The following is a 26,026-nucleotide window of genomic DNA, read 5'->3' on the forward strand; positions in this document are numbered from 1 at the left end:
GTGCTGTCGCGCTGACGCTTCGGCGCCCGACTTCTGCAGGTCGAGATGTCACCCGGTACTCCGTCATCGCTTGGCTTATCTGTCGGCCTCGTCGGCGCGTTACGTGACGGGGCGCTGCCCCGACTGCGTGTACTCCGTTCGCACCGTCCCCCGTTCGGGCCCCGGACAACCACGCTCCGGTCGCTCCGCGGGCGCTCGGCTGCTCCGGGTCCACGACGCGAACCTTACGGACAGTGCGATCGGCCCGCCGACCGGGGGCGTCCTGTGTGCTCGGTAGAGTGCCGCCCCATGGACAGCACGGACCGCCACGCCCACGCGGCGGAGCAGCGGGAACCGGGCGCCCGGTGACCGCGGCCGGCTTCCCGGGCGCCTACCAGGCCACCGTGTCCGTGGCCGCGGCCGTCACGGACGGCGAGCGGCACCTGGCCGAGACGATCGGCTCGGTCCTCGAGCAGACGGAGCCCGAGTTCGAGCTCGTGCTGTTCGACAACGCCAGCACGGACGCGACCCACGAGATCATGCGCTCCTTCGCCGACCCGCGCATCCGGGTGGAGCGGACGGGCGAGCGGCTCCCCCGGGCCGAGGCCCGCAACCGGGCCGTGGCGCTGAGCCGGTCCCCGCTCGTGAAGACGATCACGGACGGGGACATCCTGCACCCGCGGTGCCTCGAGCTGCAGACCCAGCCGCTGCTCGACGACCCCGGCCTCACGCTCGTCGCGGCCCGCCGGCACGTCGTCGACGACAAGAGCCGGGTGCTCGTCCCCCGCCGCGGGCTGAACGGACTGATCGGCACCCGCAGCGGCGACGAGGTGGCCCGCAAGATCGTGCGCAGCCGCAGCAACCTGGTCGGCGACGCGTGCAACGTCACGTTCCGGCGGGAGAGCTTCACCGCGGCGGGCGGCTGGCGGGGCCGCCGGGACGAGCTGCTCGACCTGGACTGCTGGCTGCGCCTGCTGCACCACGGGGACTTCCTCGGACGGCCCGAGCCGCTCGCGGCCGTGCGGATCAGCGGCGGCCCGCGCCAGCCGGGCTACGCCGAGCGGGTCCGCGGGGAGCACACGGCGATCGTCGCCGAGCTCGGCGACTCCCCCGCCTACGAGGTCCGTGCGCTCGACCGGCTGGTCGGCGCGGTGCTCGCGCCCGTGGGTGCGCTGCGGCGGGCCGGCCTGTCGGTGCTGGCCTCGCGCTCGGAGAAGCGCGAGGAGCGGGAGCGCGAGCGGGCGCTCGCCGCGGCCTGACCCCGGACCCCGGCCGGCGGCGGACCGACCGGACCGGACCTGCCCGTCGGGCGGGCCGGCCCCTCCGACCGGACAGTCGCACCGGTCTCGCTCCCGCACATTGTTTGCGATTGCCTCGCCGACGCGTTGAGATGGGGGCGGCGCCGTGTCCGGCGCTCCCCTCGGCACCCGGGAGGTCTCCTCCATGGTCACCATGGTCACCGCCATGCACATGAGCGACGGGCTGGTGAACGCCACGACCTCGCTCGTCTTCGGGGCCGTGGCCGTCGTCGGCCTCGTGCTCTGCCTCGTCCGCGCCCGCGCGGACCTCGACGAGCGCACCGCGCCGATGGCCGGGTTGGTCACCGCGTTCGTGTTCGCCGTGCAGATGATCAACTTCCCGATCCTGCCCGGCGCCAGCGGCCACCTCCTCGGCGGCGCCCTCGTCGCGATCCTCGTCGGCCCGTGGGTCGGCACGGTGTGCATCGCGATCGTGCTGCTCGTCCAGGCGCTGCTGTTCGCCGACGGCGGGCTCACCGCGCTGGGCACGAACATCACGAACATGGCGCTCATCGGCGTCTTCACCGGCTACGGCGTGGCCCTGTTGCTGCGCCGGGTCGCCCGGCGCAGCCGCAGCGGCCTGGTCGCCACGGCGTTCGTCGCCGCCTTCGTCAACACGGTGATCGCCTCGCTGGGCTTCGTCATCGAGTACGCCATCGGCGGCAGCGGCGGAGCCGGGCTCGGCACGGTGTTCGCGCTGATGGTCGGCCTGCACGCGCTGATCGGCGTCGGTGAGGGCGTGATCACCGCCGCGACCGTCGGCGCCGTCGCGGCCGTTCGGCCGGACCTCGTGTACCTGCTGCGGGGCACGGCGACACCGCTGGTCCGCAGGTCCGCGCCGGCCACGCCGGCCGCCGGGGGTGCGGCGTGAACGGGCGGCGCGGGTTCCTCCTCGGCTTCCTGGTGGTCGCCCTGCTCGTCGCCGGCGGGCTCTCCTACTTCGCCAGCTCCAGCCCCGACGGGCTGGACACGGTCGCGCTGCACGGCTGCCAGGTCACCGAGACCGGGGGCGGCGAGCAGCTCGACGGCACGTGCATCGCGCAGAACGCCGGCGAGCACGCGACCTCGGGCTCGCCGCTGGCGGACTACTCGGTGTTCGGCGGCGACGGCACGGTCGGGATCGCCGGCGTCGTGGGCGTGCTGGTGACCCTCGGCGTGGCCTTCGTGCTGTTCCGGGTGCTGGCCCGGTCCGCCCGGTCCGCCCGGTCCGCCCGGTCCGCCCGGTCCGCCCGGTCCGCCCGGTCCGCCGAGCCCGAGGACGACTGACGTGGGCGCGGGACACGCCCACCCGCTGCACCTGCATCGCGACTCCCCCGTCCACCGGCTGCCGCCACAGGTGAAGATCGTCGCCGCGTTCCTCGGCGTGGTGTGCGTGGTCGCGACCCCGCGCGAGGCCTTCCCGGTCTTCGCCGGCTACCTCGTGCTGCTCCTCGGCGTCTGGGTCGCGGCCCGCATCCCGGTGGGCTGGATCCTGCGCCGCTCGGTGATCGAGCTGCCGTTCGTGGTGCTCGCCGTGCTGCTGCCCATCACCGGACCGGACCCGCGGATCGAGTGGCTCGGGATGTCGCTCTCCGAGCCCGGGCTGCTCGGCGCGTGGAACATCCTGGTCAAGGGCACGCTCGGTGTCCTCACCTCGCTCACGCTGGCGGCCACCACGCCGATGCGGGACCTGCTCGTAGGGCTGCAGCGGCTGCGCGCCCCGGCGCTGGTCACCACGATCGCCACGCTCATGCTCCGGTACGTCGACGTGATCGCCGGGGAGGCCCGGCGGATGCGGCTGGCCCGGGTCGCCCGCGGGCACGACCCGCGGTTCCTCTGGCAGGCCGGTGCGACCGCCCGCGGCGTCGGCGCGCTGTTCGTGCGCTCCTACGAGCGCGGCGAGCGGGTGCACCTCGCCATGCTGTCCCGCGGCTGGACGGGCGCGATGCCGGTCCTCGCCGAGAACCGCACGACCCGGCGGGACTGGGCCACCGGGCTGGCGCCGGTCGCCGTCGCCGCGGCGCTGGCCGTGACCGGATGGGTGATCGCATGACCCGGGCCGACCCGCTGGCCGCCGCCGACGCGGTGGTCCCCGCGCCGCCGTCCCTCCTCGTGCGGGACCTGCTGTTCGCCTACCCGGACGGCCACCAGGCGTTGCACGGCGTGGACCTGCGGATCGAGCCGGGCGAGCGGGTCGCCCTGCTCGGGCCCAACGGCGCCGGCAAGACCACCCTGGTGCTGCACCTCAACGGGATCCTCGTCCCCGGCGAGGGCACTGTCGAGGTGGGCGGACTGCCCGTGAGCAAGGAGCACGTGCAGGAGATCCGGCGCCGGGTCGGGATCGTCTTCCAGGACCCCGACGACCAGCTCTTCATGCCCTCGGTCCGCGAGGACGTCGCCTTCGGGCCGGCCAACTTCGGGCTGAGCGGGCCGGCGCTCGCCGAGCGGGTCGACCAGGCGCTCGCGGCCGTCGGGATGGGCGAGCACGCCGACCGCTCGCCGCTGCACCTCTCCGGCGGGCAGCGCCGCCGGGTCGCGCTGGCCACCGTCCTGGCCTGCGACCCCGAGATCCTGGTGCTCGACGAGCCGTCGTCGAACCTCGACCCGGTCGCCCGCCGCGAGCTCGCGGAGGTGCTGCTCGGGCTGGGCCGGACCATGCTGATGGTCACCCACGACCTGCCCTACGCGCTGCAGCTCTGCCCGCGCAGCGTGGTGCTCGACGACGGCGTGGTCGTGGCCGACGGGCCGACCCGGGAGCTCCTCGCGGACCGCGCCCTGCTGGAGCGGCACCGCCTGGAGCTCCCGTTCGGCTTCGCCCTGTCCTGATTCGCATTATGGAACCATAGTGCGGATTCCGACCGGCTTTCGTCGCGTTATGGAACCATAATGCTCAGAATGGGCCGCCTGGGAGGCGTTGTGGAACCATAATGCGCTGAGTGATCCAGTTGGCCGCGCATTATGGTTCCATGATGCCGGTCAGCGGGGCGGGGCCTCCTCGGACCAGTCGCCGCGGGCGGGGACGCCGTTGGGCGGGAGCCCCCCGGTGCCCAGCGCGGGTCGCGCCTCCTCCCCGATCGCCGGCACGTGCTGGGTCGCCTCGGCCGTGGCCGCCGCGACCTGCCGCGCGATCTCGGGGTCCCCGGTGGTGTCGAACCAGTCCTTGACGGACTCCTCGTCCTCCTCGGGGACCGAGCGCACGCCGTCGTCGGGCGAGGGGGTGTACTTGAAGACGCCGTCCTCGCCGGGCGCGCCGAGCATCTTGGTGAAGCCCTCGAGCGCCTTGCCGAAGTCCGACGGCACCAGCCACACCTTGTTCGCCTCGCCCGCCGCCATCTGCGGGAGGGTCTGCAGGTACTGGTAGGCGAGCAGCTCCGGCGTCGGGCGGCCGGCCTTGATCGCGGCGAACCGCTTCTCGATCGCCTTCGCCTCACCCTGCGCCCGCAGGTACTGCGCCGCCCGCTCACCCTGCGCCCGCAGGATCCGGGACTGCCGCTCGGCCTCGGCGTTGAGGATCGCCGCCTGCTTGGCACCCTCGGCGGTGAGGATCTGGCTCTGCTTCTGGCCCTCCGCGCTGCGGATCGCCGACTCCCGCTGGCCCTCGGCGGTGAGGATCATGGCCCGCTTCTCGCGGTCCGCCTTCATCTGCCGCTCCATCGACTCCTGGATCGACGGCGGCGGGTCGATGGCCTTGATCTCCACGCGCTCGACGCGGATGCCCCAGCGGCCGGTGGCGTCGTCGAGCTCGCCGCGCAGCACGTTGTTGATCTGGTCCCGGGAGGTGAGCGTCTCCTCCAGCGTCATCCCGCCGACGACGTTGCGCAGCGTGGTCGTGGTGATCTGCTCGACGCCGGTGATGTAGTTCGAGATCTCGTACACCGCGGACTTCGGGTCGTTGACCCGGAAGTAGACGACGGTGTCGATGTTCACCGTGAGGTTGTCCTGCGTGATCACCGGCTGCGGCGGGAAGGACACGACCTGTTCGCGCAGGTCGATCCGCTCCCGGATCCGGTCGACGAACGGCACCAGGAACGCGAGCCCCGGGTCCTGCGTGGTCTTGTACCGGCCGAGCCGCTCGACCACCGCGGCGGTCGCCTGCGGGATGATCTGCACCGCCTTCGCCAGCGTGATGATCACGAATATCACGATCAGCACGACCACGACGAGCAGTCCGACGTTCACCGTCTCCATGTCCCTTCCCCCGTCTACTCGGCGAGCACGAGCACGGTGGCGCCCTCGATGCGCACCACCGTGACCCGGTCCCCGGGCTCCATGACCTGCTCGCCGTCGAAGGATCGGGCGGACCACTCGTCCGGCCCGATCCGGACGCGGCCGCCGTGTCCGTCGACCCGCCGGGAGACCACCGCCGGCCCCCCGACGATCTTGTCGGTGTGGTGCACGTAGCCCTCCACCGACTTCTGCGCCTTGCGCCGCAGCACCGGCCGCACCCCCGCGAGCAGCAGCACCGAGGAGATCGCGAACAGCAGTGTGCTGCCCAGCCACCCCAGGCCGAGCAGCGCCGAGCCCCCCGCCGCGACGAGCGCCCCGCCGCCGAGCATCAGCAGCACGAACTCCCCCGCCAGCATCTCGCCGGCGAGCAGGGCGATCCCGGCGATCAACCAGATCAGCGGAACCATGGCCCCAGGATGGCAGAGCTCACGGACCGAGGTGGCCGAAATGATCATTTCGGTCGCACAACGGTCGCGGTCAGCCCTCCTGGGTGACGAAGTCGATCAGCTGCTCGACGGCGCCGATCAGCGAGGAGTCCAGGTCGCGGAAGGACTTCACGGCGCCGAGCACGCGGCGGGCGCCGTCGGCGGGCTCGCCCCAGCGCAGCGCCTCGCACACGCCGGTCTTCCAGTCCTTGCCGCGCGGGACCTTCGGCCACGCCCGGATCCCGACGGCCTGCGGCTTGACCGCCTCCCAGACGTCGACGAACGGGTGGCCGGTGACCAGCACGTTCGGCCCGGCAGCCAGATCGTTCATGACGGAAGCGGCCTGGCGGGTCTCCATGCTCCCGGCCACGAGGTGGTCGACGAGGATCCCGAGCCGCCGGTGCGGGGCCGGACCGAACTCGCGGACGGCGGCGGCGAGGTCGTGCACGCCGTGCAACGGCTCCACGACCACGCCCTCGACCCGCAGGTCGTGACCCCAGACGGTCTCGAGCAGCGCGGCGTCGTGGATGCCCTCGACCCAGATGCGGGCCGCACGGGCGGTGCGCGCCTTCAGGTTCTCCACCCGGACCGAGCCCGACGCCGAGCGGACCGGCCCCGTCGGCGCGGCCGCGGGCTTCACGAGGGTGGCCGGGCGACCCTCGAGCAGGAAGGCCGCCGGGCGCAGGGGGAACACCCGTCGCGCGCCGAACCGGTCCTCGAGGGTGACCTCGCGGACGTCGACCTTCACCACCGCGCCGCAGAACCCGCTCGCCGGGTCCTCCACCACGAGACCGGGCTCGGCGGGGACCTCCGGGATCTCCTTCCGCGTGCGGACCCGGGTCCCGTCGGCGCCGAACGCGCCGTGGTAGTCGTGCGTGCGGGGTGCGGGCATGTCCGGGTTGTATCCCAAGGGGCACATCGGGTCGCGGGCGACACGCGGAGGGGCGCCCGAAGAGTGCATCACCCCCGCGGCCGACCGGCCGCCGTTCACCGAACGTCACGCAGCGTCACCCGCACGGCAGAGGCCGGGTTCCCGTCGCCCGTGGTTAGCCTGGCGTTCGTGCCCCGCTCCTCCGCCACCTTCGCGGTGTGGTCCTCGGCCTGGCTGGCCGGGTCCGCCGCGCCGGACGACGTGCTCGACGCGCTCACCCCCTGGGCCGAGGCGCACGACGTCGTCGCCGCCGACGAGGCCACCGCCGCCGCCACGGACCTCCCCGCCCCGGGCGCGCCCGTCTCGTCGCTGACCTTCCTGCTCGCGGCGCTGCGCCGGGCACCGCGCGGCGCCGGCCGCCTGGTGCTCCCGGTCGCCGGCGACATCCGCGGCCTGCCCGGGCCCGGGTCCTTCACCTCCGCCGCCATCGCCGCCGGAGAGGGCGTACTGTACGGCGAGGCGGGGCTGGGCGTGGTGCCGAGCCCGATCGCCGACGGCGTCCTGCGCTGGACCGTGCACACCGTTCCCGCGCCGGTGCCGCCCGCGGAGTACGTGCCGCTGGCGGAGGCCGAGCACGAGCTGCGGTCGCAGGTGCGGCAGTCGACGTCGCTCCTCACCGAGCTCGGCGTCGCCCGGCACCGGCCCGGGGTGCGCGAGGAGATCGCCGCCGCCCTGCGCGCCCGGCCGGCCACCCACTGGCCCGCCGGGATGCCGGGGCGCGCGCTGCGGGTGCTGCAGCAGGCGGACGAGGTGGAGGCGATCCTCGCCGCCGCCTCCGCCGACGAGCCCGGCGGTGCCCTCTCGGCCTCCGCCGCCACCGCCCGTCGCGAGGCCCTCCGCCCCCTCGACACCGCCGTCCGGATCGCCCGCCGCGCCGCGGTCGCCGAAGCGGTCCGCACCTACGCCCCCACCCCTTAAGGCGACGAGCTCCGAGGTTCGACAGCCCGGTCCCGCGAGTCGGGACTTCCAGCACCGCGAGTCGGGATTTCCGGCACCGCGAGTCGGGATTTCCGGCACCGCGAGTCGGGAGTTCCGGCACCGCGGGTCGGCAGTTCCGGGCGACCGAGAGGCACATCTCCGTCGCTCCCGACATGTGTCGTTCGGTGGCCCGCAAATGCCCACTCGCGGGGCTCAGCTCCGGGCCCGCGCCGCGGCGATGAGGGCCCGCGCCGCAGGTCCGTTGGGACCGCCCGCCCGCCACGCCAGCTCGATGCGGCTCCGCACCTCCGGCACCAGTCGCGCGGCCCCGACGTCTAGCCCCGCCGCGCGGATCGCGCTCGCCGGCAGCACCGCGACCCCCAGGCCGCGCGCGGACAGCCGCGCGAGCAGCAGCGGGTCCCCCGCCTCGAAGGCGACCCGAGGGCGCACGCCGGCCGACGCGCACGCCGCGTCGAAGGCGCCGCGCGGCCCCGTCCCCGGCGACATGCACATCAGGGGCCGGTCGAGCAGCTCGTCCAGCCCCACCTCGTCGGCGTCCAGCCCGACGGCGACCAACGGCTGCTCGGTGATCGTCCGCGTCGCGACGCCCGGCGGCGGATCGCCCGCGACACCCGCCCACACCAGGTCCACCTCCCCCGCGACCAGCTGCGCGAGCAGCGCCTCCGAGGTCCCCTCCCGCAGCGAGATCTCGACCGCGGGGTGCGCCCGGCGGAACTCCGCGAGCAGGTCCGGCAGGTCGGTCGCGGCCAGCGACGGCGCCATCCCGACCGCCACCCGCCCGCGGACCAGGCCCTTCAGCTCGTCGACGGCCAGCTGGGCCCCCTCCACCGCCGCGAGCGCCGCCCGGGCGTAGGGCAGCACGGCCTCCCCCGCGGCCGTCGGCGTGACCCCACGGGAGGTCCGGGTCAGCAGTGGCTCGCCGAGCTCGCGCTCGAGCTGTCTGAGCTGGGCACTCACTCCGGGCTGGGCGACGTGCAGGCGGGCGGCCGCCGCCGTCACGGTGCCCTCCTCGACCACGGCGACCAGATACTGCAGGTGACGCAGCTCCATAACCGCGCATGCTAGTCGAGATACAATCCATCTCTTGGACTTCTGGTCGAAGCCGGCCGAGGGTGGAGCCATGTCCACGACCAGCACCCTCACCGGCACCGTCCTCCGCCCCGACGACCCCGGCTACGACGCCGAGCGCGGCGGGTTCCAGGCCGCCCGCACGCACCGTCCGGACCTCGTGGTCGTCGCCTCGAGCCCGGCCGACGTCCGTGCCGCCGTCAACCATGCCCGCGACCACGGGCTCGACCTCGCCGTCCAGTCCACCGGGCACGGCCTCGCCACCCCGCTCGACGGCGGACTGCTCGTCAGCACCCGTCGGATGTGCACGGTCACGGTGGACCCGACGACCCGGCGCGCCCGCGTCGAGGCGGGTGCGACGTGGGGCGACGTCGTTGCCGCAGCAGCTCCGCACGGCCTCGCGCCGCTCAGCGGCAGCTCCCCCGGCGTCGGGGTCGTCGGCTACCTGCTCGGCGGCGGGTTCGGTCTGCTCGGCCGCACCTTCGGGTTCGCCGCCGACCGGATCGGTCGGGTCGAGGGCGTCACGACCTCCGGCGAGGTGGTCGAGCTCGACCACCTGCCGAAGGACGGCACCGTCATCACGGCCGTCGAGACCGAGCTCGTCGAGCTCAGCGAGGTCTGGGGCGGCTCGCTCGCCCTCGAGCTCACGCCGGTCGTGCTCGACGGTTGGGCCGCCTGGAGCGCGGACCTGCCGGAGGAGGTGACGACCGGGATCTCGCTCGTGCCCTTCCCCGACGACCCGGCCATGCCCCCGCCGTTCCGCGGCCGGCACATCGCCATGATCACGGTCGCCGCCACCGCGGACGTCGACGGTCTCGTCGGACCCCTGCGCGAGCTGGCGCCGGTGCTCCACGAGCGGCTCGGGTGGCTCCCGGTGGCGGAGTCGCACACGATCCACCACGACCCGACCGAACCCGAGCCCTACGCCGGCGACGGCCGCCTGCTCCGCACGCTGGACGGCGACGGGCTGCGGGCGATCCCGGCTCTGACGGGCCCGGCTGCGCCGGTCCCCTCCGTGGTGGAGGTGCGTCGCCTGGGTGGGGCGTACACGCGCGGCCGGACCGTGCCCGCCGCGTTCCGCGAGGCCGGATATCTGCTCCGGGCCATCACCATCCTCGACGGCCCGGACGAGCCGGCCGCCCGCGCGCTCCACCGGGAGCTGTTCCGCCCGTTCGCCGCCGACGACCTGGGCCGGGCGTGGACCTTCGCCTACGGCCTCACCGCTCCGAACTAGTCATTGACAAGTTCTCTCGGTCGCGCCAGTCTTGTCAGTGCCTAGTTCGAGGAGGGAGCTCGCGATGTCCGTCCTGACGACCACCGTCCCCACGCCCCTGGTGCGGGGGAACTGGCAGGTCCTGGAGCCCGTGCACGCGGTGCTCTACTACGCACCCGAGGTCGCCGCGGAGGTGGCAGCGCTCGGCTTCGACACCGCCACCCGCTGGCCGTCGTACTTCCCGCTGCGGGCCGCGCCGCTCGGCCGGCCTGGCGCGAAGGTCGTGACCTCGGCCTTCTACAGCTTCAGCCCGGCGATGGTGGCCGAGCACATGCGGAGCGCCTGGGCCACGTCCTCGCCCGACGACGTCCTCGCCGCCCGGCTCCGCGGCGTCGACGCCGGGCTCCGCGCGCTGCTCGGCCCGCTCGCCGACGCGCCGGCCACCACGGAGGCCGCCGAGCTCGCGTGGCGGGCGGCCGAGGCGGCCGTGACCGCGGGCCGGCCGTTGGCGGCCGCCAACGCGGAACCTCACGCCCCGGACGAGCCGCTGCTGCGGCTCTGGCACGCCGCCACGATCCTGCGCGAGCACCGCGGGGACGGGCACGTCGCCGCCCTGCTCGACGCGGAGCTCGACCCGTGCGAGGCGCTGGTCTCGTTCGCCGCCGTCGGGGCCGCGCCGCGGGAGACCTTCGCGAGCCGCGGCTGGAGTGACGACGAGTGGGAGGCCGCGGCCGAGCGGCTGCGTGCCCGGGGCCTGCTCGACGACGACGGCGTGGCCACCGAGGCCGGGCGGGCGCTGCGCGAGCGGGTCGAGGCCCGCACGGACGCGCTCGCCGCCCAGCCCTACGCCGCCGTCGGGATGCCGGAGATCGCGCGGCTCCCGCAGCTCGTCGGGCCGCTGACCGCGAAGATCGCGCAGTCCGGACTGCTCCCGGCCGTCAGCACGCTGGGCATCCGCAAGCCCGAGTGACCCGCGAGTCGGCGGTTCCGGGCGACCCGAGTTGACATCCCAGGACCCTCCGGGGTGTGGTTCGGACTCCCGAACTGCCGACTCGCGGTGCAGGAACTCCCGACTCGCGGTGCCGGAACTCCCGACTCGCGGTGCCGGAACTCCCGACTCGCGGTGCCGGAACTGCCGACTCGCGGGGCCGGCTACGGGCGGGTGGGGCGGCGGACCGGTTCGCAGCAGGTGACGGCACAGGGGGCGCCGTCCGTCGTGCAGCCCGCCCGCGCGACCCCGCCGAGGGATCGGGCGGGCGCGTCGACCAGGTGCTCGGCCATCAGCTCCACCACCATGTCGGCGAAGCGGGGGTCGGGGCCGGCGGTGGCGGCGCGGGCGAAGGCCATGCCCAGCTCCTCCGCCTTCTCCGCGGCCTCGTTGTCGAGGTCCCAGATGACCTCGATGTGGTCGGACACGAACCCGACCGGCGCCACGACGACCGCCTCGACGCCCTTCTCGTGCAGCGCCTCGATGTGGTCGACGACGTCCGGCTCCAGCCACGCGATCTGCGGCGGGCCGGACCGCGACTGCCACACGACGTCGTAGTCGGTGATCCCCACCTGGGCCGCGACCAGCCGGGCGGCCTCGGCGATCTGCCGCGAGTACCGGTGCCCGCCCTCCTCCGGCACCCCGGCGGCGGCGTCGGCGGCCACCGGGATGGAGTGCGCCGTGAACACGACTCGCGCCCCCTCCGGCACGGTCGCGAGGGCGGCCCGCACCGCGTCGGCGTTGGCCTCCACAAACAGCGGGTGGTCGAAGAAGTGCCGCAGCTTGGTCAGGTGCGGTGCTCCGTCGCCGACGGCGGCGCGGGCGCGGGCGATGTCGTCGTCGTACTGCCGGCAGGCCGAGTAGCCGCCGTAGGCGCTGGTGGCGAAGACGAGCGCGTTGCGCACGCCGTCCCGGGCCATCTCCGCGACGGTGTCCTCGACCATCGGGTGCCAGTTGCGGTTGCCGAAGTACACCGGGAGGTCCGTCCTCGACCGGATCGCCGCGATCAGCTCCCGGTTGCGGGCGTTGATCGGCGAGACGCCGCCGAAGTGCTGGTAGTGCTCCTCGACGGCGTCGAGCCGCTCCGGCGGCACGCCGCGGCCGCGCACCACGTTCTCCAGGAACGGGCGCACCTCGTCCGGCCCCTCGGGACCGCCGAAGGACAGGAACAGCAGCGCGTCGTAGGAACCCACGGGCCTCATTCAACCGCGCGCCAGTGGGCCCCGCGCGTCACACCCCGACGGCGTGGAACCCGCCGTCCGCCATCACCATCGAGCCGGTGGTGGTGGGCAGCCAGTCCGACAGCACCGCGCACACGGTCTTGGCGACGGGCACCGGGTCGGTGACGTCCCAGCCCAGCGGGGCGCGGGAGTCCCAGTTGTCCTCGAACGCCGAGAAGCCCGGGATGGACTTGGCGGCCATGGTCTTCACCGGGCCGGCGGCGACCAGGTTGACCCGGATGCCCTTCGGTCCCAGGTCACGAGCCAGGTACCGGGTGACGGACTCGAGCGTGGACTTGGCGACGCCCATCCAGTCGTAGGCCGGCCAGGCCTGCCGGTTGTCGAAGTCCATCCCGACGATCGACGCGCCCGGCCCGAGCAGCGGCAGCAGCGCCGTCGACAGGGACTTGAAGGAGTACGCGCTGACCTGGATGGTCGTGGCGACGTCCTCCCACGGGGCGTTGAGGAAGGCCCCCTCCCCCAGGCAGGACGCCGGCGCGAACCCGATGGAGTGCAGCACCCCGTCGAGCGAGGGCGAGTCCCCCAGGTGCGGGGACACCCGCTCGACCAGCGAGTCGAGCTGCTCCTGGTTCGACACGTCGAGCTCGACGACCGGGGCGGGCTTCGGCAGCCGCTGCGCGATCCGCTCGACCAGCCGCATCCGGCCGAACCCGGTGAGGACGACCTCCGCGCCCTGCTCCTGCGCGATCTTCGCCGCGTGGAACGCCAGCGACGCGTCGGTGATCACACCGGTGATCAGCAGCTTCTTGCCCTCGAGCAGTCCCATCAGGACCCTTTCGCCGTCGTTCGGGGAGTTCGGGGAGTTCGGGGAGGTGACGCTCAGTGGCCCATGCCGAGGCCGCCGTCGACCGGGATGACGGCCCCGGTGACGTAGCCGGCCTGCTCGGAGCCGAGCCAGGTCACGGCCGAGGCGACCTCCTCGACGGAGGCGTAGCGGCCCAGCGGGACCTGCTTGGTGATCTCGGCGCGCCGGTCGTCGGAGAGCGCGCGGGTCATGTCCGTGTCGACGAACCCGGGGGCGACGACGTTGGCGGTGACGCCCCGCGACCCGAGCTCGCGGGCGACCGAGCGGGCCAGCCCGACCAGCCCGGCCTTGGAGGCGGCGTAGTTGACCTGCCCCGCGCTGCCCAGCAGCCCGACCACGGACGAGATGAAGATCATCCGGCCGCCCCTGGCCTTGAGCATCCCGCGGGAGGCACGCTTCGCGACCCGGTAGGCGGCGGTGAGGTTGGCGTCGAGCACCGAGGTGAACGAGTCCTCGCTCATCCGCATGAGCAGCCCGTCGTCGGTGATCCCGGCGTTGGAGACGAGGACCTGGACCGGCCCGTGCTTCTCCTCGACGGTCGTGAACGCGGCGTCGACGGCGGCGGCGTCGGTGACGTCGCACTGCACCGGCAGCAGCTCCCCGGGGAGCCCCTCCGCCGAACTGCGGTACGTCACCGCCACCTGGTCCCCCTGGGCCGCGAACGCCTCCGCGATCGCCAGGCCGATGCCGCGGTTTCCTCCGGTGACCAGCACGCTCCTACCCACGGGCACAGAACCTAGTGCACGGGCGTCCGCGGGGCCGCGACACGCGTCACGGCAGGCGGCGGCCCAGCAGCAGCCCGCTGCCGAGACCGACCACGAGCAGCAGTGCCCCGCCGGCGAGCCACGGCCTGCTGGTGTCGACGCGGCGCACCTCGTACCCGATCTGCTCGGACAGGTCCGCGTATACCCGGCGCAGCTCGTCCTCGCTCGCGGCGGTGAAGAACTGGCCCCCGGAGAGGTCGGCGATCTGCTTCATCGAGGCGTCGTCGACGGCGACGCGGGTGCGCCCGCCCTCGATGTCGATCGTCCCGTACTCCGTGCCGAACGAGATCGTCGAGACCGGGATCTTGGCCTCGGCGGCCTGCCGGGCCGCGGTGAACGCGCCGCGCGGCTCGTTCTCCCCGTCCGGGCCGGGGACGGTCTGCTTGCCGTCGCTCATCAGCACGATCCGGGCGGGTGGGGGCGCGTCCTCGGTGCCGGTGCCGCCCGCGCCCGCGACGGACTGCGAGAACGACTCGATCGACTGCATCGACGCGAAGATCGCCTCACCGGTCGCCGTGGACTCGGACAGCTTCAGGCTGTCGACGGCCCGCTTGACCGCGGTGCGGTCCGTGGTCGGCGAGACGAGCACGGCGGCGGTGCCGGCGAACGACACGAGCCCGAGGTTGATCCCCGGCGTGAGCTGGTCGGCGAACGACTTCGCCGCGGCCTGCGCGGCCGCGAGCCGGGTGGGCTCGACGTCCGTGGCCTGCATCGACAGCGACACGTCGATCACCAGCATCACGGTGGCGCGGTTGCGCGGGACCTTGGCCTCGGCCTGCGGCCCGGCGAGCGCGATCGTGAGCACCGCCAGCGCGGTGATCAGCGCCGCCGCCGGGAGGTGCCGGTACCAGCCGGGACGTTTCGGGGCGACCTTCTCCAGCAGCTCGAGGTTGGTGAACCGGACGACGTCCCGGCGCCGCCTCCGCTGCAGCAGCAGGTAGCCGGCCACCGCCGCGGCGACGACCAGCAGCCCGAGCAGCCACCAGGGCGAGGAGAACGTCACCGCCCGCCCCCCGACCAGGTCCGCTTGCGGGCCAGGGCGAACCGCACGATGTCGGAGATCCAGTCCGAGTCGGTGCGCAGCCGCAGGTGCGCGGCCCCGCAGCGGCGCAGCGCGTCGGCCACCTCGTCGCGGTGCTCGGACGCGGCCGCGGCGTACTCGCGGCGCAGCAGCGGCGTGGTCTCGACCTCGCGCTGCCGGCCGGTCTCCGGATCGGCCAGGACGACCGTCCCGACGTCGGGCAGGTCCAGCTCGCGCGGGTCGAGGACCTCGACGGCGAGCAGGTCGTGCCGGGCGCTCAGGCCGCGCAGCGACCGCTCCCAGTCCGGCTCGCCGAGGAAGTCCGAGATCACGACGGCGAGGCCGCGCCGGCGCGGCGGGCGGCGCAGCTGTTCGAGGGCCGCGGTGAGGTCGCCGCGCGTGCCGTCCCCGGCCCGGGGCACCTCGGCGACCCGGCGCACCACGCTGCGGGTGTGGGCGAGCCCACCGCGGGCCGGGATCCGCACGGTCTCCGCCCCCGTCGAGACGATCGCCCCGATCCGGTTCCCGCCGCCGCGGGTCAGGTGCGCGACGGCGGCCAGCGCGGCGACCGCCAGGTCGCGCTTCTCGCAGTCCGCGGTGCCGAAGTCGAGGCTGGGCGACAGGTCGACGACCACCCACGTCTCGAGCTCGCGGTCGGCGATGGTCTCGCGGACGTGCGGCTCGGTGGTCCGCGCGGTGACGGCCCAGTCCATCCGCCGGACGTCGTCGCCCGCCCGGTAGGGACGCGCCTCCGCCGGGTCGGACCCGGGCCCGGGCAGCAGACCGAGGTGGTTGCCCTGCAGCAGCCCGTCGAGCCGGCCGCGCACGCTCAGCTCCAGGGTGCGCAGCGCCGCCTCGAGGTTCCCCCCGCGCAACGACGGCGGGCCGTGGGAACGGCCCGTGCGGGGGCCCGCCGGGCTCGGGGCCGTCACGACGGACCGGGCGCCGGCGGATAGGCGGCCGTCGGCTGTGCCGGCTGTGCGGCCGGCGCGGGCTGCACCTGCGGCCGGGCGGTGACCTGCGGCAGCGGCACGGTCTGCAGCACGCGCTGGAGGATGTGCTCCATCGGGACCTGGTCGGCCACGGCGTCGTAGGACAGCACGAGCCGGTGGCGCAGCACGTCCGGCGCGACGTCGAGGACGTCCTGCGGCAGCACGTAGTCCCGGCCGCGGACCAGCGCGAGCGCGCGGGCGCCCGCGACGATGCCGAGCGTGGCGCGGGGCGACGCGCCGTAGGAGACCCAGCCCGCGATGTCCTGCAGGCCGTGGTCCGCCGGGGTGCGGGTGGCCACGACCAGCCGCACGACGTAGTCGACGAGCGCGTGGTGCACGAAGACCTGCGAGGCCACGCCCTGCAGCCGGACCAGCTCCGCCGGCTCCATGATCTGCTCGGCCACCGGCGGCGTCGCGCCCATCCGGTAGACGATCTCGCGCTCCTCCTCGACGCCCGGGTACTCCACGATGATCTTGAAGAGGAACCGGTCCCGCTGCGCCTCGGGCAGCGGGTAGACGCCCTCGTTCTCGATCGGGTTCTGCGTGGCCAGGACCAGGAACGGGTCGGGCATCGGGAAGGTGCGGCCGCCGATCGACAGGTGCCGCTCGGCCATGACCTCGAGCATCGCCGACTGGACCTTGGCCGGGGCGCGGTTGATCTCGTCCGCCAGCACGAAGTTGGCGACGACCGGGCCCAGCTCGACGTCGAACTCCTCGCGGCCCTGCCGGTAGATCCGGGTGCCGAGGATGTCCGAGGGGACGAGGTCCGGGGTGAACTGCAGGCGCGCGAACGTGCCGCCGACGACCTTCGCGACCGTCTCCACCGCGAGGGTCTTCGCGACGCCCGGGACGCCCTCCAGCAGCAGGTGCCCCTTGGCGAGCAGCCCGACGAGCATCCGCTCGACCAGCCGGTCCTGCCCGACGATCACGCGCTTGATCTCGAAGACCGCGCGCTCCAGGAGCTCGGCGTCGTCCTTCGGGGTGGAGGTGGCGGCGGGGACCGCCGGGGTACCGGAGGGCGGCGTCGACTCGGGGGATGGCTGCACGCTCACCGCACCATCACACCGGACACCCCGTGAACTACGGGTGAGCGGGGCGCGACGGCGTTCCTAGATCACCCGAGCGACGGTCGGCAGCAGCCCACCCGAGTACCGCACTGGCGAGATCTTCACCGACGCGCCGGAGTAGGGCGCCTCGATCATCTTGCCGTTCCCGATGTAGAGGGCGATGTGGTATACGCGGCCGTTGCGGGCCCACGACAGCATGTCGCCGGGCCTCATCTGCGCGAGCGGGACCTGGTCGCCGAAGGCGTGCTGGTTGCCGCTGTACCGGGGCAGCTTCACCCCGACGCCCGCGAAGGCGTAGAGCATCAGCCCGGAGCAGTCGAAGCCGACCTTGCGGTAGTCGCCGAAGCTGTCGGCCACGCCGCCGTCGCGGATGCCGCGCGACGGGCCGCGGGCCGTCCCGCCGCCCCAGGCGTAGGTCACGCCGAGCTGCGCCATCGCCCGGTCGATCACGGTCTGCACCGCAGCGGATCCGGTCCGCCGGGTCGTCGGCGGCGGCGCCGAGGCGGAGGAGCCGGCCCGGGAGGCGGCCTCCTCGCGGGCGGCGCGCTGGCGGGCCGCCTCGGCCTCCTCCTGCGCCCGCTGCCAGTCCTGGAACCGCTGCCGCTGGGCGCGGAGCCCGGCGTCGGCGTTCTCCGCGGCGTCGAGCTGCGCCTGGACCTGTGCCTGCTCGCCCGTCACCGCCCGCAGCCGCTGAGCCTGCTCGTCGGCGGCCTGCTGCGCACCGGCGAGGGCCTGGTCGGCCGCGGTCTTGGCCTCGGCGGCGGCCTGCCGGCGCTGCTCGGCCTCCTCCTGCGCCTTCCGCGCGGTGGAGTCCGCGTTGGCCTGCTGGACGCGGGCGCGCTCGAGCCCGTCGAGCGCGGCGGCCTGCTGCTGGGCGAGGGCGTCGGTGAGCTGGGCCCGGTCGACGAGGTCCTGCGGGCCGGTCGCCGTGGTGAGCAGCCCGATCGGGCCGAGGTCGAGGCCCTGCGAGTAGGTGCCGGCGACGAAGTCGTCGAGCCGGGTGCGGGCGGCGTCGACGGCCTTGCCCGCGGCCTGGGTCTGCGCGCGGGCCGAGTCGGCGCGGGCGGCCGCGGCGTCGGCCTCGGCCTGGGCGCCGGTCAGCACGTCGAGCGCCTGGTTGGCGGACTCGTGCTGCTCGGCGACCTGGATCTGCAGGTCGTCGGCCTCCGCCTGGAGCTCGGAGAGCCGCTGGGTCAGTCGGGCGACGTCGGCGGCCCGTCCGCTCACGGCGTCGCGGCTGCGCTGCAGGTCCTCGTTGCTCGGGTTCGGCGGCGGGGTCGGGTCGGGCGCGGCACCGGCGGTCGTCACCGAGGTGACGGTGAGCAGGGCGACGAGCAGGACCAGCAGCAGCCCTCGCGCGATCCGCACCGCTCTCCCCCCACCGGTGATCGACTGGATGGTCGGCACCCTGGCACCGCCGGGTCGTCACGCCCGGTCGCCACGCCGGTACGGCCCGGCAACTTCCACCACTCGGTGGACTGCGGCACCGCCGGGGCGGGGCGGGCGCTGCTCCGGACGGAGCACCGCATCTCGGTACTTCCACCCTGTTCGGACAGCGGCACGTCCACCATGATCCTCCGGACGCATCCGGTCCCGGGTGCCCGACGAGGGGTGGGAACAGTGAGCGACGGCGGACACCGACCCGGCGCGGTGCCGGGCGGCCCGGACCCGGCCGACCCCCGGTGGGCCGACCCGCAGGGGGCGGACCGGCAGTGGGCGCAAGGCCCGGGCGCGGGCGCGGCCCCGGACCCGTACCGGCAGGGGTGGTCGCCGCAGGGGCAGGGGACGGCCCGGTACCCGGCGCAGCACCCCGCACAGCCCGGCTCGACGCAGCAGTACCCGGCCCCCCACTACCCGACCCCGCAGTACCCCACCCCGCAGTACCCCACCGAGGCCTACCCGGCGCAGGCGCCGCAGTACGGCGGCGGTCAGCCGCCGGCCTGGGGGCCGCCGCCGGGGTACGGCGACGGCGGGGCGCCCCGGAAGAAGCGTCGGTGGCCGCTGATCACGGCGATCGTCGCGGTCGTCGTGCTGCTGGCGGGCGGCGGCCTGGCGGCGTGGACGTTCCTCGGCGGCAGCGGCGGCACGAGCAGCCCGAACGCCGCCGTCACCGCGCTGGCCGCGGACCTGGAGGGCCGCGACTACCTGCGCGCCTACAGCCGCATCGCACCGAACGAGGCGACCCTGCTCACCGACCTGAGCTCGGTGCTCACCACCGAGCTGCAGCGTCTCGAGGTGCTGCGGCCGGACGCCCGCGCCGACGCCGGCCTCGACACCGTGACCTTCGCCGGGCTGCGGTTCGACGAGGCCGGCGCCGAGCAGGTCCGCCCGAACGTCACGATCACCAAGCTGGTCGCCGGCACCATCACGACCACGCAGGACCCGGCGAGCCTGCCCTTCACCGACTCGTTCAAGGCGAAGGTCTACCCGAACGGGGCCCCGCCCGCGGACGTCCCGGAGACGATCGACATCGCACAGGTCGTGCGCGAGCAGGGCGAGCCGATCCGGATCGCGACCGTGCAGGTCGGCGGCGAGTGGTACGTCAGCGGCCTCTACACCGCGGCCGACTACGCGCTGAAGGACGCCGTGGAGCCGTGGCCCACGACGTCGATCGACGCCCGCGGGGCCACCACCGCCCAGGACGCCGTCCGCGACCTGGTCCAGGCCGCGCTCGACGCCGACGTCCGCCGGGTCGTCGAGCTGACCGACCCGACCGAGATGGCGGCCCTGCACGACGCCGGGCCCGCCCTCGTCGACGGGGCGGCCGCCGCGCAGCCCACCGGGGCGAAGATCGTGGACCTGCAGACCACCGAGACGGACGTCCGCGGGCACACCGCCCTGTCGCTGGCGAGCGTGACCGTCGACGACGGCAGCGGCGCCCGGGTCACCGTGACCCGCACCGGCGACTGCGTGACGATCAGCGGCGTCGAGGGTGCACCGCCGCAGCTGTGCGCGAACCAGCTCGGCTCGCTCGTCGGCGCCCAGGTCGGCACCTCGCCCGCCCTCCAGGAGCTCACGCCGCGGCTGGCCACGGCCGTGCTCGACGTCAAGGTGGTGACGTCCGAGGACGGCGGGTCCTGGTACGTCTCCCCCGGCCAGACCGTCGTGCAGCTCTACGCCGACCTGCTCGGCGCGCTGCAGCCCGGTGATCTCGACGCCCTGATCGCCGGCAACTGATCCCCGCCTGATCCCCCACCCGACGCGACGGCCGGCGGCGCACCCGCGCCGCCGGCCGTCGTGCGTTCCCGGGCGAATTCGGGGTACGCCCGTGACCTGCGACCCCCTGCCTCGACCCCGTATATAGGACAGGCGTACTGTTTGGGGCGGGACGGGGGTCACGCTGCCGTGGAGCCCACGGTGCGCGAGACTCCCGCGGGACACCCGAGAAGACGCGCCCACCACGCCACCAGGAGGAGAGCCGAACAGTGGCCAGTACCGACAGCTTCGGAGCCAAGGGGACCCTCGGGGTCGGGGGCAGCGAGTACGAGATCTTCCGGCTTTCGGCCGTCGAGGGCTCGGAGAAACTGCCCTACAGCCTCAAGGTGCTGCTGGAGAACCTGCTGCGCACGGAGGACGGTGCCAACGTCACCGCCGACCACATCCGGGCGCTGGCGAACTGGGACCCGACGGCCGAGCCCGACACCGAGATCCAGTTCACGCCCGCCCGCGTGATCATGCAGGACTTCACCGGCGTCCCGTGCGTCGTCGACCTGGCGACCATGCGCGAGGCCGTGACCGAGATGGGCGGTGACCCGTCGAAGGTCAACCCGCTCGCCCCGGCCGAGCTGGTCATCGACCACTCGGTGATCATCGACATCTTCGGCCGGCCGGACGCGTTCGAGCGCAACGTCGAGTTCGAGTACGAGCGCAACCGCGAGCGCTACCAGTTCCTGCGCTGGGGCCAGGGCGCGTTCGACGAGTTCAAGGTCGTCCCGCCGGGCACCGGCATCGTGCACCAGGTCAACATCGAGCACCTGGCCCGCACCGTCATGGCCCGCAACGGCCAGGCCTACCCGGACACCCTGGTCGGCACCGACTCGCACACCACGATGGTCAACGGCCTGGGCGTGCTGGGCTGGGGCGTCGGCGGCATCGAGGCCGAGGCCGCGATGCTCGGCCAGCCGGTCTCGATGCTCATCCCGAAGGTCCTGGGCTTCAAGCTGACGGGCGAGATCCCGCCGGGTGCCACCGCCACGGACGTCGTGCTCACGATCACCGAGATGCTGCGCAAGCAGGGCGTGGTCGGCAAGTTCGTCGAGTTCTACGGCGAGGGCGTCGGCGCCGTGCCGCTGGCCAACCGCGCCACCATCGGCAACATGAGCCCGGAGTTCGGCTCCACCGCCGCGATCTTCCCGATCGACGACGAGACGGTCCGCTACCTCAAGCTCACCGGCCGCTCCGCCGAGCAGGTCGCCCTGGTCGAGGCCTACGCCAAGGAGCAGGGCCTCTGGCACGACCCGCAGGCCGAGCCGCAGTACTCCGAGACCCTCGAGCTGGACCTGTCGACGGTCGTCCCGTCGATCGCCGGCCCGAAGCGGCCGCAGGACCGCATCGAGCTGTCGCAGGCCAAGGAGGCGTTCCGGTCCTCCCTGGCGGACTACGCCTCGACGCCGGACCAGACCGACCCGGACGACGCCGCGTCGTCGGGCTCCACGGTCGACGAGGCCGGCGAGGAGTCCTTCCCGGCCAGCGACCCCGCCTCCCCGGCGCACGACGGCAACGGCGACGCCGGCAAGCCGCACGCGCCGATCTCGGCCGCCGCCGGCTCCGGTGGGCGGGTCAGCAAGCCCACCAAGGTCACCATGGGCGGCGCGGAGTTCGAGATCGACCACGGCGCGGTCGTGATCGCCTCGATCACCTCCTGCACCAACACGTCGAACCCGTCGGTCATGCTGGGCGCGGCCCTGCTGGCCAAGAACGCCGTCGACAAGGGCCTCGCGGTCAAGCCGTGGGTCAAGACCTCGATGGCGCCGGGCTCGCAGGTCGTCACCGACTACTACGAGAAGGCCGGCCTCTGGCCCTACCTCGAGAAGCTCGGCTACCACCTGGTCGGCTACGGCTGCACCACCTGCATCGGCAACTCGGGCCCGCTGCCCGAGGAGGTCTCGGCGGCGGTCAACGAGGCCGACCTCGCCGTCGTCTCGGTGCTGTCCGGCAACCGGAACTTCGAGGGCCGGATCAACCCGGACGTCAAGATGAACTACCTGGCGTCCCCGCCGCTGGTCATCGCGTACGCCCTGGCCGGCACGATGGACTTCGACTTCGAGTCCCAGCCGCTGGGCAAGGACACGGACGGGACGGACGTCTTCCTCGCCGACATCTGGCCGTCCGCCGAGGACGTCCAGGCGACGATCGACGGCGCCATCACCGAGGAGATGTTCGCCAAGGACTACGCGGACGTCTTCCGCGGCGACGAGCGGTGGCGTTCGCTGCCCACGCCGGAGGGCCGGACCTTCGAGTGGGACCAGGAGTCCACCTACGTCCGCAAGCCCCCGTACTTCGAGGGCATGGCGTCGGAGCCCGCGCCGGTCGAGGACATCTCGGGCGCCCGCGTGCTCGCGCTGCTCGGGGACTCGGTCACCACCGACCACATCTCCCCCGCCGGCGCGATCAAGCCGGGCACCCCGGCCGCGCAGTACCTCGACGAGCACGGCGTGGAGAAGAAGGACTACAACTCCTTCGGCTCGCGCCGCGGCAACCACGAGGTGATGATCCGCGGGACGTTCGCGAACATCCGGCTGCGCAACCAGCTGCTCGACGACGTCTCCGGCGGCTACACCCGGGACTTCACCAAGGACGGCGCCCCGCAGGCGTTCATCTACGACGCCGCGCAGAACTACGCGGCCGCGGGCACCCCGCTGGTGGTGCTGGGCGGCAAGGAGTACGGCTCCGGGTCGTCGCGCGACTGGGCGGCCAAGGGCACCGCGCTGCTGGGTGTCAAGGCCGTCATCGTCGAGTCCTTCGAGCGCATCCACCGCTCGAACCTCATCGGCATGGGCGTCATCCCGCTGCAGTTCCCGCAGGGCGAGTCGGCCTCGTCGCTGGGCCTCGACGGCACCGAGACCTTCGACATCGCGGGCATCACCGAGCTGAACGACGGCACCACCCCGCGCACCGTCAAGGTCACCGCGACCAAGGCGGACGGCGGGAAGGTCGAGTTCGACGCGGTCGTCCGCATCGACACCCCCGGCGAGGCGGACTACTACCGCAACGGCGGCATCCTGCAGTACGTGCTCCGGGGCATGCTCGCCTCCTGACCCCGTGAGTGGCAACTGCCCCTAGAGGGGCAGTCGCCACTCACGACCTGCCCTGAGCTGCGAGAACGAGCCACGCACCATCCCGGTGCGGGGCTTCGTTCGTTCTCGGCTCCCGCCGCACCGGTGATCACCGTCTGCGTGCGCTGATGGCCGGCTGCGCAGCCTGACCGCACACAAATGACGATCATGGACCGGGCCGACTCCTGCCGCGCCTCGGTGATCGTCATCAACGTGCACTGGGGGCCGTGAGCACAGCCCTGTGCGCACCCTCCCGCCGATCACCGACGAGCCCGACGCGGGCCGCCCATCATGAACACCGTCTGCGTGCGGTGGCGGCTTCCAGCACGACCTGCACTGCACACGAACGACGATCACGGCGCGCGAGTCGTCCGCCGACCGCCCGCACCACCTACGGTCGAACCCGTGGTGGTGCTGTGGGCCGGCCTGGTGGTGGCGGCGGGGGCGGTGATCCAGGGGACGGTGGGGTTCGGGCTGGCGCTCGTGGCCGCGCCGCTGCTGGCGCTGCTGGACCCGCAGTACGTGCCGGTGCCGCTGATCGTCGTCGCGGGCGTGCACGCGCTGTTCCAGCTCGTGCGGGAGTGGCACGACGCCGACTGGCGGGGCGTGGGATGGGCGCTGGCCGGGCGTGTCCCCGGCGCGGTGCTCGGCGCGACCGTGGTGGCGTTGCTGCCGTACCGGGCCTTCGCGTCGTTCGTGGCCGTCGCCGTGCTGCTGTGCGTGGCGGCCTCGCTGGTCCGGCTGCATCTGCGCCCGACGCGGCCCGCGCTGCTGGTGGCCGGGGCGGTCAGCGGGGTGTCGGGCACGGCGGCCGCGATCGGCGGTCCGCCCGTCGCGATCCTCTACCAGGACGAGCACGGCGCAACGGTCCGCGCGACCCTCGGCGCCTACTTCGGTGTCGGCACCGCGTTGTCGCTCGGCGTCCTCGCCGCCGGCGGCCAGGTCGACGCGTCCCATTTGCTGCAGGGCGCGGTGCTGGTCCCGTTCGCGGCCGCCGGCCTGCTGCTGTCGAACCCGCTGCGCCGGATCCTCGACCGGGGGTGGACGCGCCCGGCCGTCCTGGGCCTGGCCGCGGCCGGCGCTGTCACACTCCTCGTCCAGGCCCAGTTCACGTAACCGCACGTCAACGGGGGTCGTGAGTGCCGACTGCCCCTCTAGGGGCAGTCGGCACTCACGGGGTCAGGAGGCCAGCCAGTCCAGGGCGACGGCGGCGGTCCAGGACTGCATGGCGGAGCCGAGGGCCTCGCCGGTCATCGGGTCGAAGTACTCCGCGAAGCCGACGTGGCGCAGCGAGTCGAGGGAGGCCTCGCGCAGGGCGGCGGCACGGGCGGTGTCGCCACCGTCCCGCAGGCCCTTCCAGTACAGCCAGTTGACGATCGGCCAGACCGGGCCGCGCCAGTAGTTGCGCGGGTCGAAGCACACCTCGCGGGGGCTGGTGCTCGGCAGCATCGCCCAGCGCAGATCCGGGTGGCCGGCGAAGTCCTCGGAGTCGAACAGTGCCCGGGCCCGGGCGCGCTGCACGGTCGGGGCGCCGGCGTCGAGCAGCGGGGACATGCCGGCGAAGGTGGCGACCTGGATCGGCGCCTCCGTCCCGAGGTCGACGTCGTAGGCCATCCCGCTCGCGGCGTCGGTCGCCGCTGCCACGCCGGCGCGGGCCCGGTCGATCCAGCCCTGGATCGTGGCGCGCTGCGCCTGGGTTGCCCCCACGACGTCCGCGATCTCCAGCAGCGCCCGGTTCGCCATGATCAGCACCGAGGTGAAGAAGACGTCCTTGACCAGGAACGGGTAGCGCTCGTGGATCACCGCGTCGTCGTAGCGGTACCGCTTGAGCAGCTCGAGCAGCCAGAGGAAGCGGTCGTAGTGCGCGTCGGTCGGCCGCTGCCCGGCGTCGGCGACGTGCTGGACGTCCCGGCGGGTGTAGGCGGGGACCTCGCCGACCTCGAGCCGGCCGAGCACGCCGTCCCAGCGCGGGGAGTTGTCGATGCCCTCCCACGGGTGGTAGGTCGTGACCAGGCCCGACGCCGACGGGTCGCGGTTCTCGGCCAGGTAACGGTGCCAGGCGAGGAGCTTCGGGAACAGCGCCCGCAGCTGCGTCCGGACGTCCTCCTCGGCCTCGGTCCCGAGCGCGATCTCCCAGATGCGCGCCACGGCGATCGCGTGCACCGGCGGCTGGCAGATGCCACTGGTCTCCGCGACACCCACCGGCGCCTCCGGCGACACCTCCACGGCCCAGCGCGCGGGGTCCGGGAAGTACGACTCCGGGCCGGCCAGCGAGTTGAAGACGATCTGCGGCACCATCCCGTTGCGCCACTGCGCCTCGAACAGCCGTTCCTGCTCGGTCATCGCCCGGCGCACGTCGACCTGGGCCCAGCCGATCGACACGAACGCGCTGTCCCAGCTCCACTGGTGCGGGTAGAGCAGCGGGGCCGCCTTGGTCCACCCACCCATGTCGTTCGTCCGCAGCACCTCGGCGGCGTGGGCGCCGAGCCCGACCTCGGTGAGGGCCGTGCCGTACGCCGCGCTCGACGTCCCGGGACCGGGGGGAGCGGTGAAGGGAGCGGTCGGATGGTTGCCGGTGTCGGACTCCGTGCTCACGGGGATGTGCTTCCTTCCGGCGTAAATCCACGCCTCATCGGTATCAGCGGTACTTAACTGCAGAGTAACAACGGGTATCCGACCGCTCAATACCTCGCCGCTCGCTCCATCGGGGTCGCCGCAGAGGCCTTACGCCGTCCGGGTCACCGGTACGGGTGGTCAACGAGCAGGGCGGCGTCACGATGCGTCGACCTGCGGCGGGGATGGGCCGCGCCGGAA

The 26,026-nt window shown here is 73.8% G+C and carries 23 protein-coding genes; 11 read left to right on the forward strand and 12 right to left on the reverse strand.

Going from position 1 to position 26,026, the window contains the following annotated elements; translation table 11 throughout:
* Nucleotides 1-344 precede the first annotated feature (344 nt).
* The 5 genes from PKE99_RS14015 to PKE99_RS14035 all read left to right on the forward strand — a co-directional run bounded on the left by PKE99_RS14015 (nucleotide 345) and on the right by PKE99_RS14035 (nucleotide 4,082).
* On the forward strand, nucleotides 345-1,238 hold the full coding sequence (locus tag PKE99_RS14015; protein WP_051736512.1) for a glycosyltransferase family 2 protein: 894 nt from the start codon (nucleotides 345-347) through the stop codon (nucleotides 1,236-1,238).
* A 184-nt stretch (nucleotides 1,239-1,422) separates the two neighbouring features.
* On the forward strand, nucleotides 1,423-2,148 hold the full coding sequence (locus PKE99_RS14020; RefSeq protein WP_051736511.1) for an energy-coupling factor ABC transporter permease: 726 nt from the start codon (nucleotides 1,423-1,425) through the stop codon (nucleotides 2,146-2,148).
* Nucleotides 2,145-2,543, forward strand: a complete 399-nt coding sequence (locus tag PKE99_RS14025; protein ID WP_051736510.1) for a PDGLE domain-containing protein — start codon at nucleotides 2,145-2,147, stop codon at nucleotides 2,541-2,543. The genes PKE99_RS14020 and PKE99_RS14025 overlap by 4 nt, the downstream gene beginning before the upstream one ends.
* A 1-nt stretch (nucleotide 2,544) precedes the next feature.
* Complete coding sequence (gene cbiQ, locus PKE99_RS14030; RefSeq protein WP_037038786.1) at nucleotides 2,545-3,309, forward strand: cobalt ECF transporter T component CbiQ; 765 nt, start codon at nucleotides 2,545-2,547, stop codon at nucleotides 3,307-3,309.
* A complete protein-coding gene (locus tag PKE99_RS14035; protein ID WP_051736509.1) occupies nucleotides 3,306-4,082 on the forward strand; it encodes an energy-coupling factor ABC transporter ATP-binding protein in 777 nt (258 codons plus the stop codon). The genes cbiQ and PKE99_RS14035 overlap by 4 nt, the downstream gene beginning before the upstream one ends.
* A gap of 150 nt (nucleotides 4,083-4,232) precedes the next feature.
* Here PKE99_RS14035 and PKE99_RS14040 read toward each other — a convergent pair whose 3' ends face one another.
* The 3 genes from PKE99_RS14040 to PKE99_RS14050 form a co-directional block, all read right to left on the reverse strand.
* Nucleotides 4,233-5,444, reverse strand: coding sequence for an SPFH domain-containing protein (locus PKE99_RS14040; protein ID WP_051736508.1), 1,212 nt, complete (start codon nucleotides 5,442-5,444; stop codon nucleotides 4,233-4,235).
* A 14-nt stretch (nucleotides 5,445-5,458) separates the two neighbouring features.
* Nucleotides 5,459-5,890 (reverse strand): NfeD family protein, encoded by a 432-nt coding sequence (locus tag PKE99_RS14045; RefSeq protein WP_037038783.1) that lies wholly within the window; start codon nucleotides 5,888-5,890, stop codon nucleotides 5,459-5,461.
* A gap of 70 nt (nucleotides 5,891-5,960) precedes the next feature.
* Nucleotides 5,961-6,800, reverse strand: a complete 840-nt coding sequence (locus PKE99_RS14050) for a DUF3097 domain-containing protein (protein ID WP_051736507.1) — start codon at nucleotides 6,798-6,800, stop codon at nucleotides 5,961-5,963.
* Nucleotides 6,801-6,968: 168 nt separating this feature from the next.
* Here PKE99_RS14050 and PKE99_RS14055 point away from each other — a divergent pair, with 168 nt between their 5' ends.
* On the forward strand, nucleotides 6,969-7,757 hold the full coding sequence (locus PKE99_RS14055; protein WP_037038780.1) for an Rv1486c family protein: 789 nt from the start codon (nucleotides 6,969-6,971) through the stop codon (nucleotides 7,755-7,757).
* Nucleotides 7,758-7,970: 213 nt separating this feature from the next.
* Here PKE99_RS14055 and PKE99_RS14060 read toward each other — a convergent pair whose 3' ends face one another.
* Nucleotides 7,971-8,828: a LysR family transcriptional regulator gene (locus PKE99_RS14060; protein ID WP_037038777.1), complete on the reverse strand. Its 858-nt coding sequence runs from the start codon at nucleotides 8,826-8,828 to the stop codon at nucleotides 7,971-7,973.
* Nucleotides 8,829-8,898: 70 nt separating this feature from the next.
* Between PKE99_RS14060 and PKE99_RS14065 the strand changes: the two genes are divergently transcribed.
* Together PKE99_RS14065 and PKE99_RS14070 are read left to right on the forward strand one after the other, a co-directional pair.
* Nucleotides 8,899-10,080 carry an FAD-binding oxidoreductase gene (locus PKE99_RS14065; protein WP_051736506.1) on the forward strand — a complete coding sequence of 394 codons (1,182 nt, stop codon included), beginning with the start codon at nucleotides 8,899-8,901 and terminating at the stop codon, nucleotides 10,078-10,080.
* Nucleotides 10,081-10,144: 64 nt separating this feature from the next.
* Complete coding sequence (locus tag PKE99_RS14070; RefSeq protein WP_051736505.1) at nucleotides 10,145-11,029, forward strand: SCO6745 family protein; 885 nt, start codon at nucleotides 10,145-10,147, stop codon at nucleotides 11,027-11,029.
* Between the two features lie 182 nt (nucleotides 11,030-11,211).
* Here PKE99_RS14070 and PKE99_RS14075 read toward each other — a convergent pair whose 3' ends face one another.
* The 7 genes from PKE99_RS14075 to PKE99_RS14105 form a co-directional block, all read right to left on the reverse strand.
* Nucleotides 11,212-12,249 (reverse strand): ferrochelatase, encoded by a 1,038-nt coding sequence (locus PKE99_RS14075; RefSeq protein WP_037038774.1) that lies wholly within the window; start codon nucleotides 12,247-12,249, stop codon nucleotides 11,212-11,214.
* A 28-nt stretch (nucleotides 12,250-12,277) separates the two neighbouring features.
* On the reverse strand, nucleotides 12,278-13,054 hold the full coding sequence (gene fabI / locus PKE99_RS14080; RefSeq protein WP_037038772.1) for an enoyl-ACP reductase FabI: 777 nt from the start codon (nucleotides 13,052-13,054) through the stop codon (nucleotides 12,278-12,280).
* 53 nt (nucleotides 13,055-13,107) lie between these two features.
* Nucleotides 13,108-13,818, reverse strand: a complete 711-nt coding sequence (gene fabG, locus PKE99_RS14085; RefSeq protein WP_037038770.1) for a 3-oxoacyl-ACP reductase FabG — start codon at nucleotides 13,816-13,818, stop codon at nucleotides 13,108-13,110.
* A 46-nt stretch (nucleotides 13,819-13,864) separates the two neighbouring features.
* Nucleotides 13,865-14,860, reverse strand: coding sequence for a VWA domain-containing protein (locus PKE99_RS14090; RefSeq protein ID WP_197040381.1), 996 nt, complete (start codon nucleotides 14,858-14,860; stop codon nucleotides 13,865-13,867).
* Entirely contained in the window at nucleotides 14,857-15,810 is a 954-nt protein-coding gene (locus tag PKE99_RS14095; protein ID WP_037038766.1) for a DUF58 domain-containing protein, read from the reverse strand. The genes PKE99_RS14090 and PKE99_RS14095 overlap by 4 nt, the downstream gene beginning before the upstream one ends.
* The gene (locus PKE99_RS14100) at nucleotides 15,807-16,829 is read right to left on the reverse strand and encodes an AAA family ATPase (RefSeq protein WP_369075873.1); all 1,023 of its coding nucleotides are present in this window, start codon (nucleotides 16,827-16,829) and stop codon (nucleotides 15,807-15,809) included. The genes PKE99_RS14095 and PKE99_RS14100 overlap by 4 nt, the downstream gene beginning before the upstream one ends.
* A gap of 150 nt (nucleotides 16,830-16,979) precedes the next feature.
* On the reverse strand, nucleotides 16,980-18,305 hold the full coding sequence (locus PKE99_RS14105) for an NlpC/P60 family protein (protein ID WP_051736503.1): 1,326 nt from the start codon (nucleotides 18,303-18,305) through the stop codon (nucleotides 16,980-16,982).
* A 252-nt stretch (nucleotides 18,306-18,557) separates the two neighbouring features.
* On the opposite strand from PKE99_RS14105, the gene PKE99_RS14110 reads away from it, so the two are divergent.
* The 3 genes from PKE99_RS14110 (at nucleotide 18,558) to PKE99_RS14120 (ending at nucleotide 24,328) form a co-directional block, all read left to right on the forward strand.
* Entirely contained in the window at nucleotides 18,558-20,114 is a 1,557-nt protein-coding gene (locus tag PKE99_RS14110; protein ID WP_051736502.1) for a hypothetical protein, read from the forward strand.
* 248 nt (nucleotides 20,115-20,362) lie between these two features.
* On the forward strand, nucleotides 20,363-23,194 hold the full coding sequence (locus tag PKE99_RS14115) for an aconitate hydratase (RefSeq protein ID WP_037038763.1): 2,832 nt from the start codon (nucleotides 20,363-20,365) through the stop codon (nucleotides 23,192-23,194).
* A 423-nt stretch (nucleotides 23,195-23,617) separates the two neighbouring features.
* Nucleotides 23,618-24,328: a sulfite exporter TauE/SafE family protein gene (locus tag PKE99_RS14120; RefSeq protein WP_037038762.1), complete on the forward strand. Its 711-nt coding sequence runs from the start codon at nucleotides 23,618-23,620 to the stop codon at nucleotides 24,326-24,328.
* Nucleotides 24,329-24,391: 63 nt separating this feature from the next.
* Here PKE99_RS14120 and ggh read toward each other — a convergent pair whose 3' ends face one another.
* Nucleotides 24,392-25,807, reverse strand: coding sequence for a glucosylglycerate hydrolase (gene ggh, locus PKE99_RS14125; RefSeq protein ID WP_051736501.1), 1,416 nt, complete (start codon nucleotides 25,805-25,807; stop codon nucleotides 24,392-24,394).
* Nucleotides 25,808-26,026 lie beyond the last annotated feature (219 nt).

Source organism: Pseudonocardia halophobica (genome assembly GCF_027922425.1).
GTDB lineage: Bacteria > Actinomycetota > Actinomycetes > Mycobacteriales > Pseudonocardiaceae > Pseudonocardia > Pseudonocardia halophobica.

Bases quoted from the DNA above. Each gene is read 5' to 3' on its own strand.
- PKE99_RS14060 (WP_037038777.1), bottom strand. From the start codon at position 8,828: ATGGAGCTGCGTCACCTGCAGTATCTGGTCGCCGTGGTCGAGGAGGGC.
- fabI (WP_037038772.1), bottom strand. From the start codon at position 13,054: ATGGGACTGCTCGAGGGCAAGAAGCTGCTGATCACCGGTGTGATCACC.
- PKE99_RS14075 (WP_037038774.1), bottom strand. From the start codon at position 12,249: ATGAGGCCCGTGGGTTCCTACGACGCGCTGCTGTTCCTGTCCTTCGGC.
- PKE99_RS14040 (WP_051736508.1), bottom strand. From the start codon at position 5,444: ATGGAGACGGTGAACGTCGGACTGCTCGTCGTGGTCGTGCTGATCGTG.
- PKE99_RS14035 (WP_051736509.1), top strand. From the start codon at position 3,306: ATGACCCGGGCCGACCCGCTGGCCGCCGCCGACGCGGTGGTCCCCGCG.
- PKE99_RS14045 (WP_037038783.1), bottom strand. From the start codon at position 5,890: ATGGTTCCGCTGATCTGGTTGATCGCCGGGATCGCCCTGCTCGCCGGC.
- PKE99_RS14065 (WP_051736506.1), top strand. From the start codon at position 8,899: ATGTCCACGACCAGCACCCTCACCGGCACCGTCCTCCGCCCCGACGAC.
- PKE99_RS14020 (WP_051736511.1), top strand. From the start codon at position 1,423: ATGGTCACCATGGTCACCGCCATGCACATGAGCGACGGGCTGGTGAAC.
- PKE99_RS14070 (WP_051736505.1), top strand. From the start codon at position 10,145: ATGTCCGTCCTGACGACCACCGTCCCCACGCCCCTGGTGCGGGGGAAC.
- PKE99_RS14050 (WP_051736507.1), bottom strand. From the start codon at position 6,800: ATGCCCGCACCCCGCACGCACGACTACCACGGCGCGTTCGGCGCCGAC.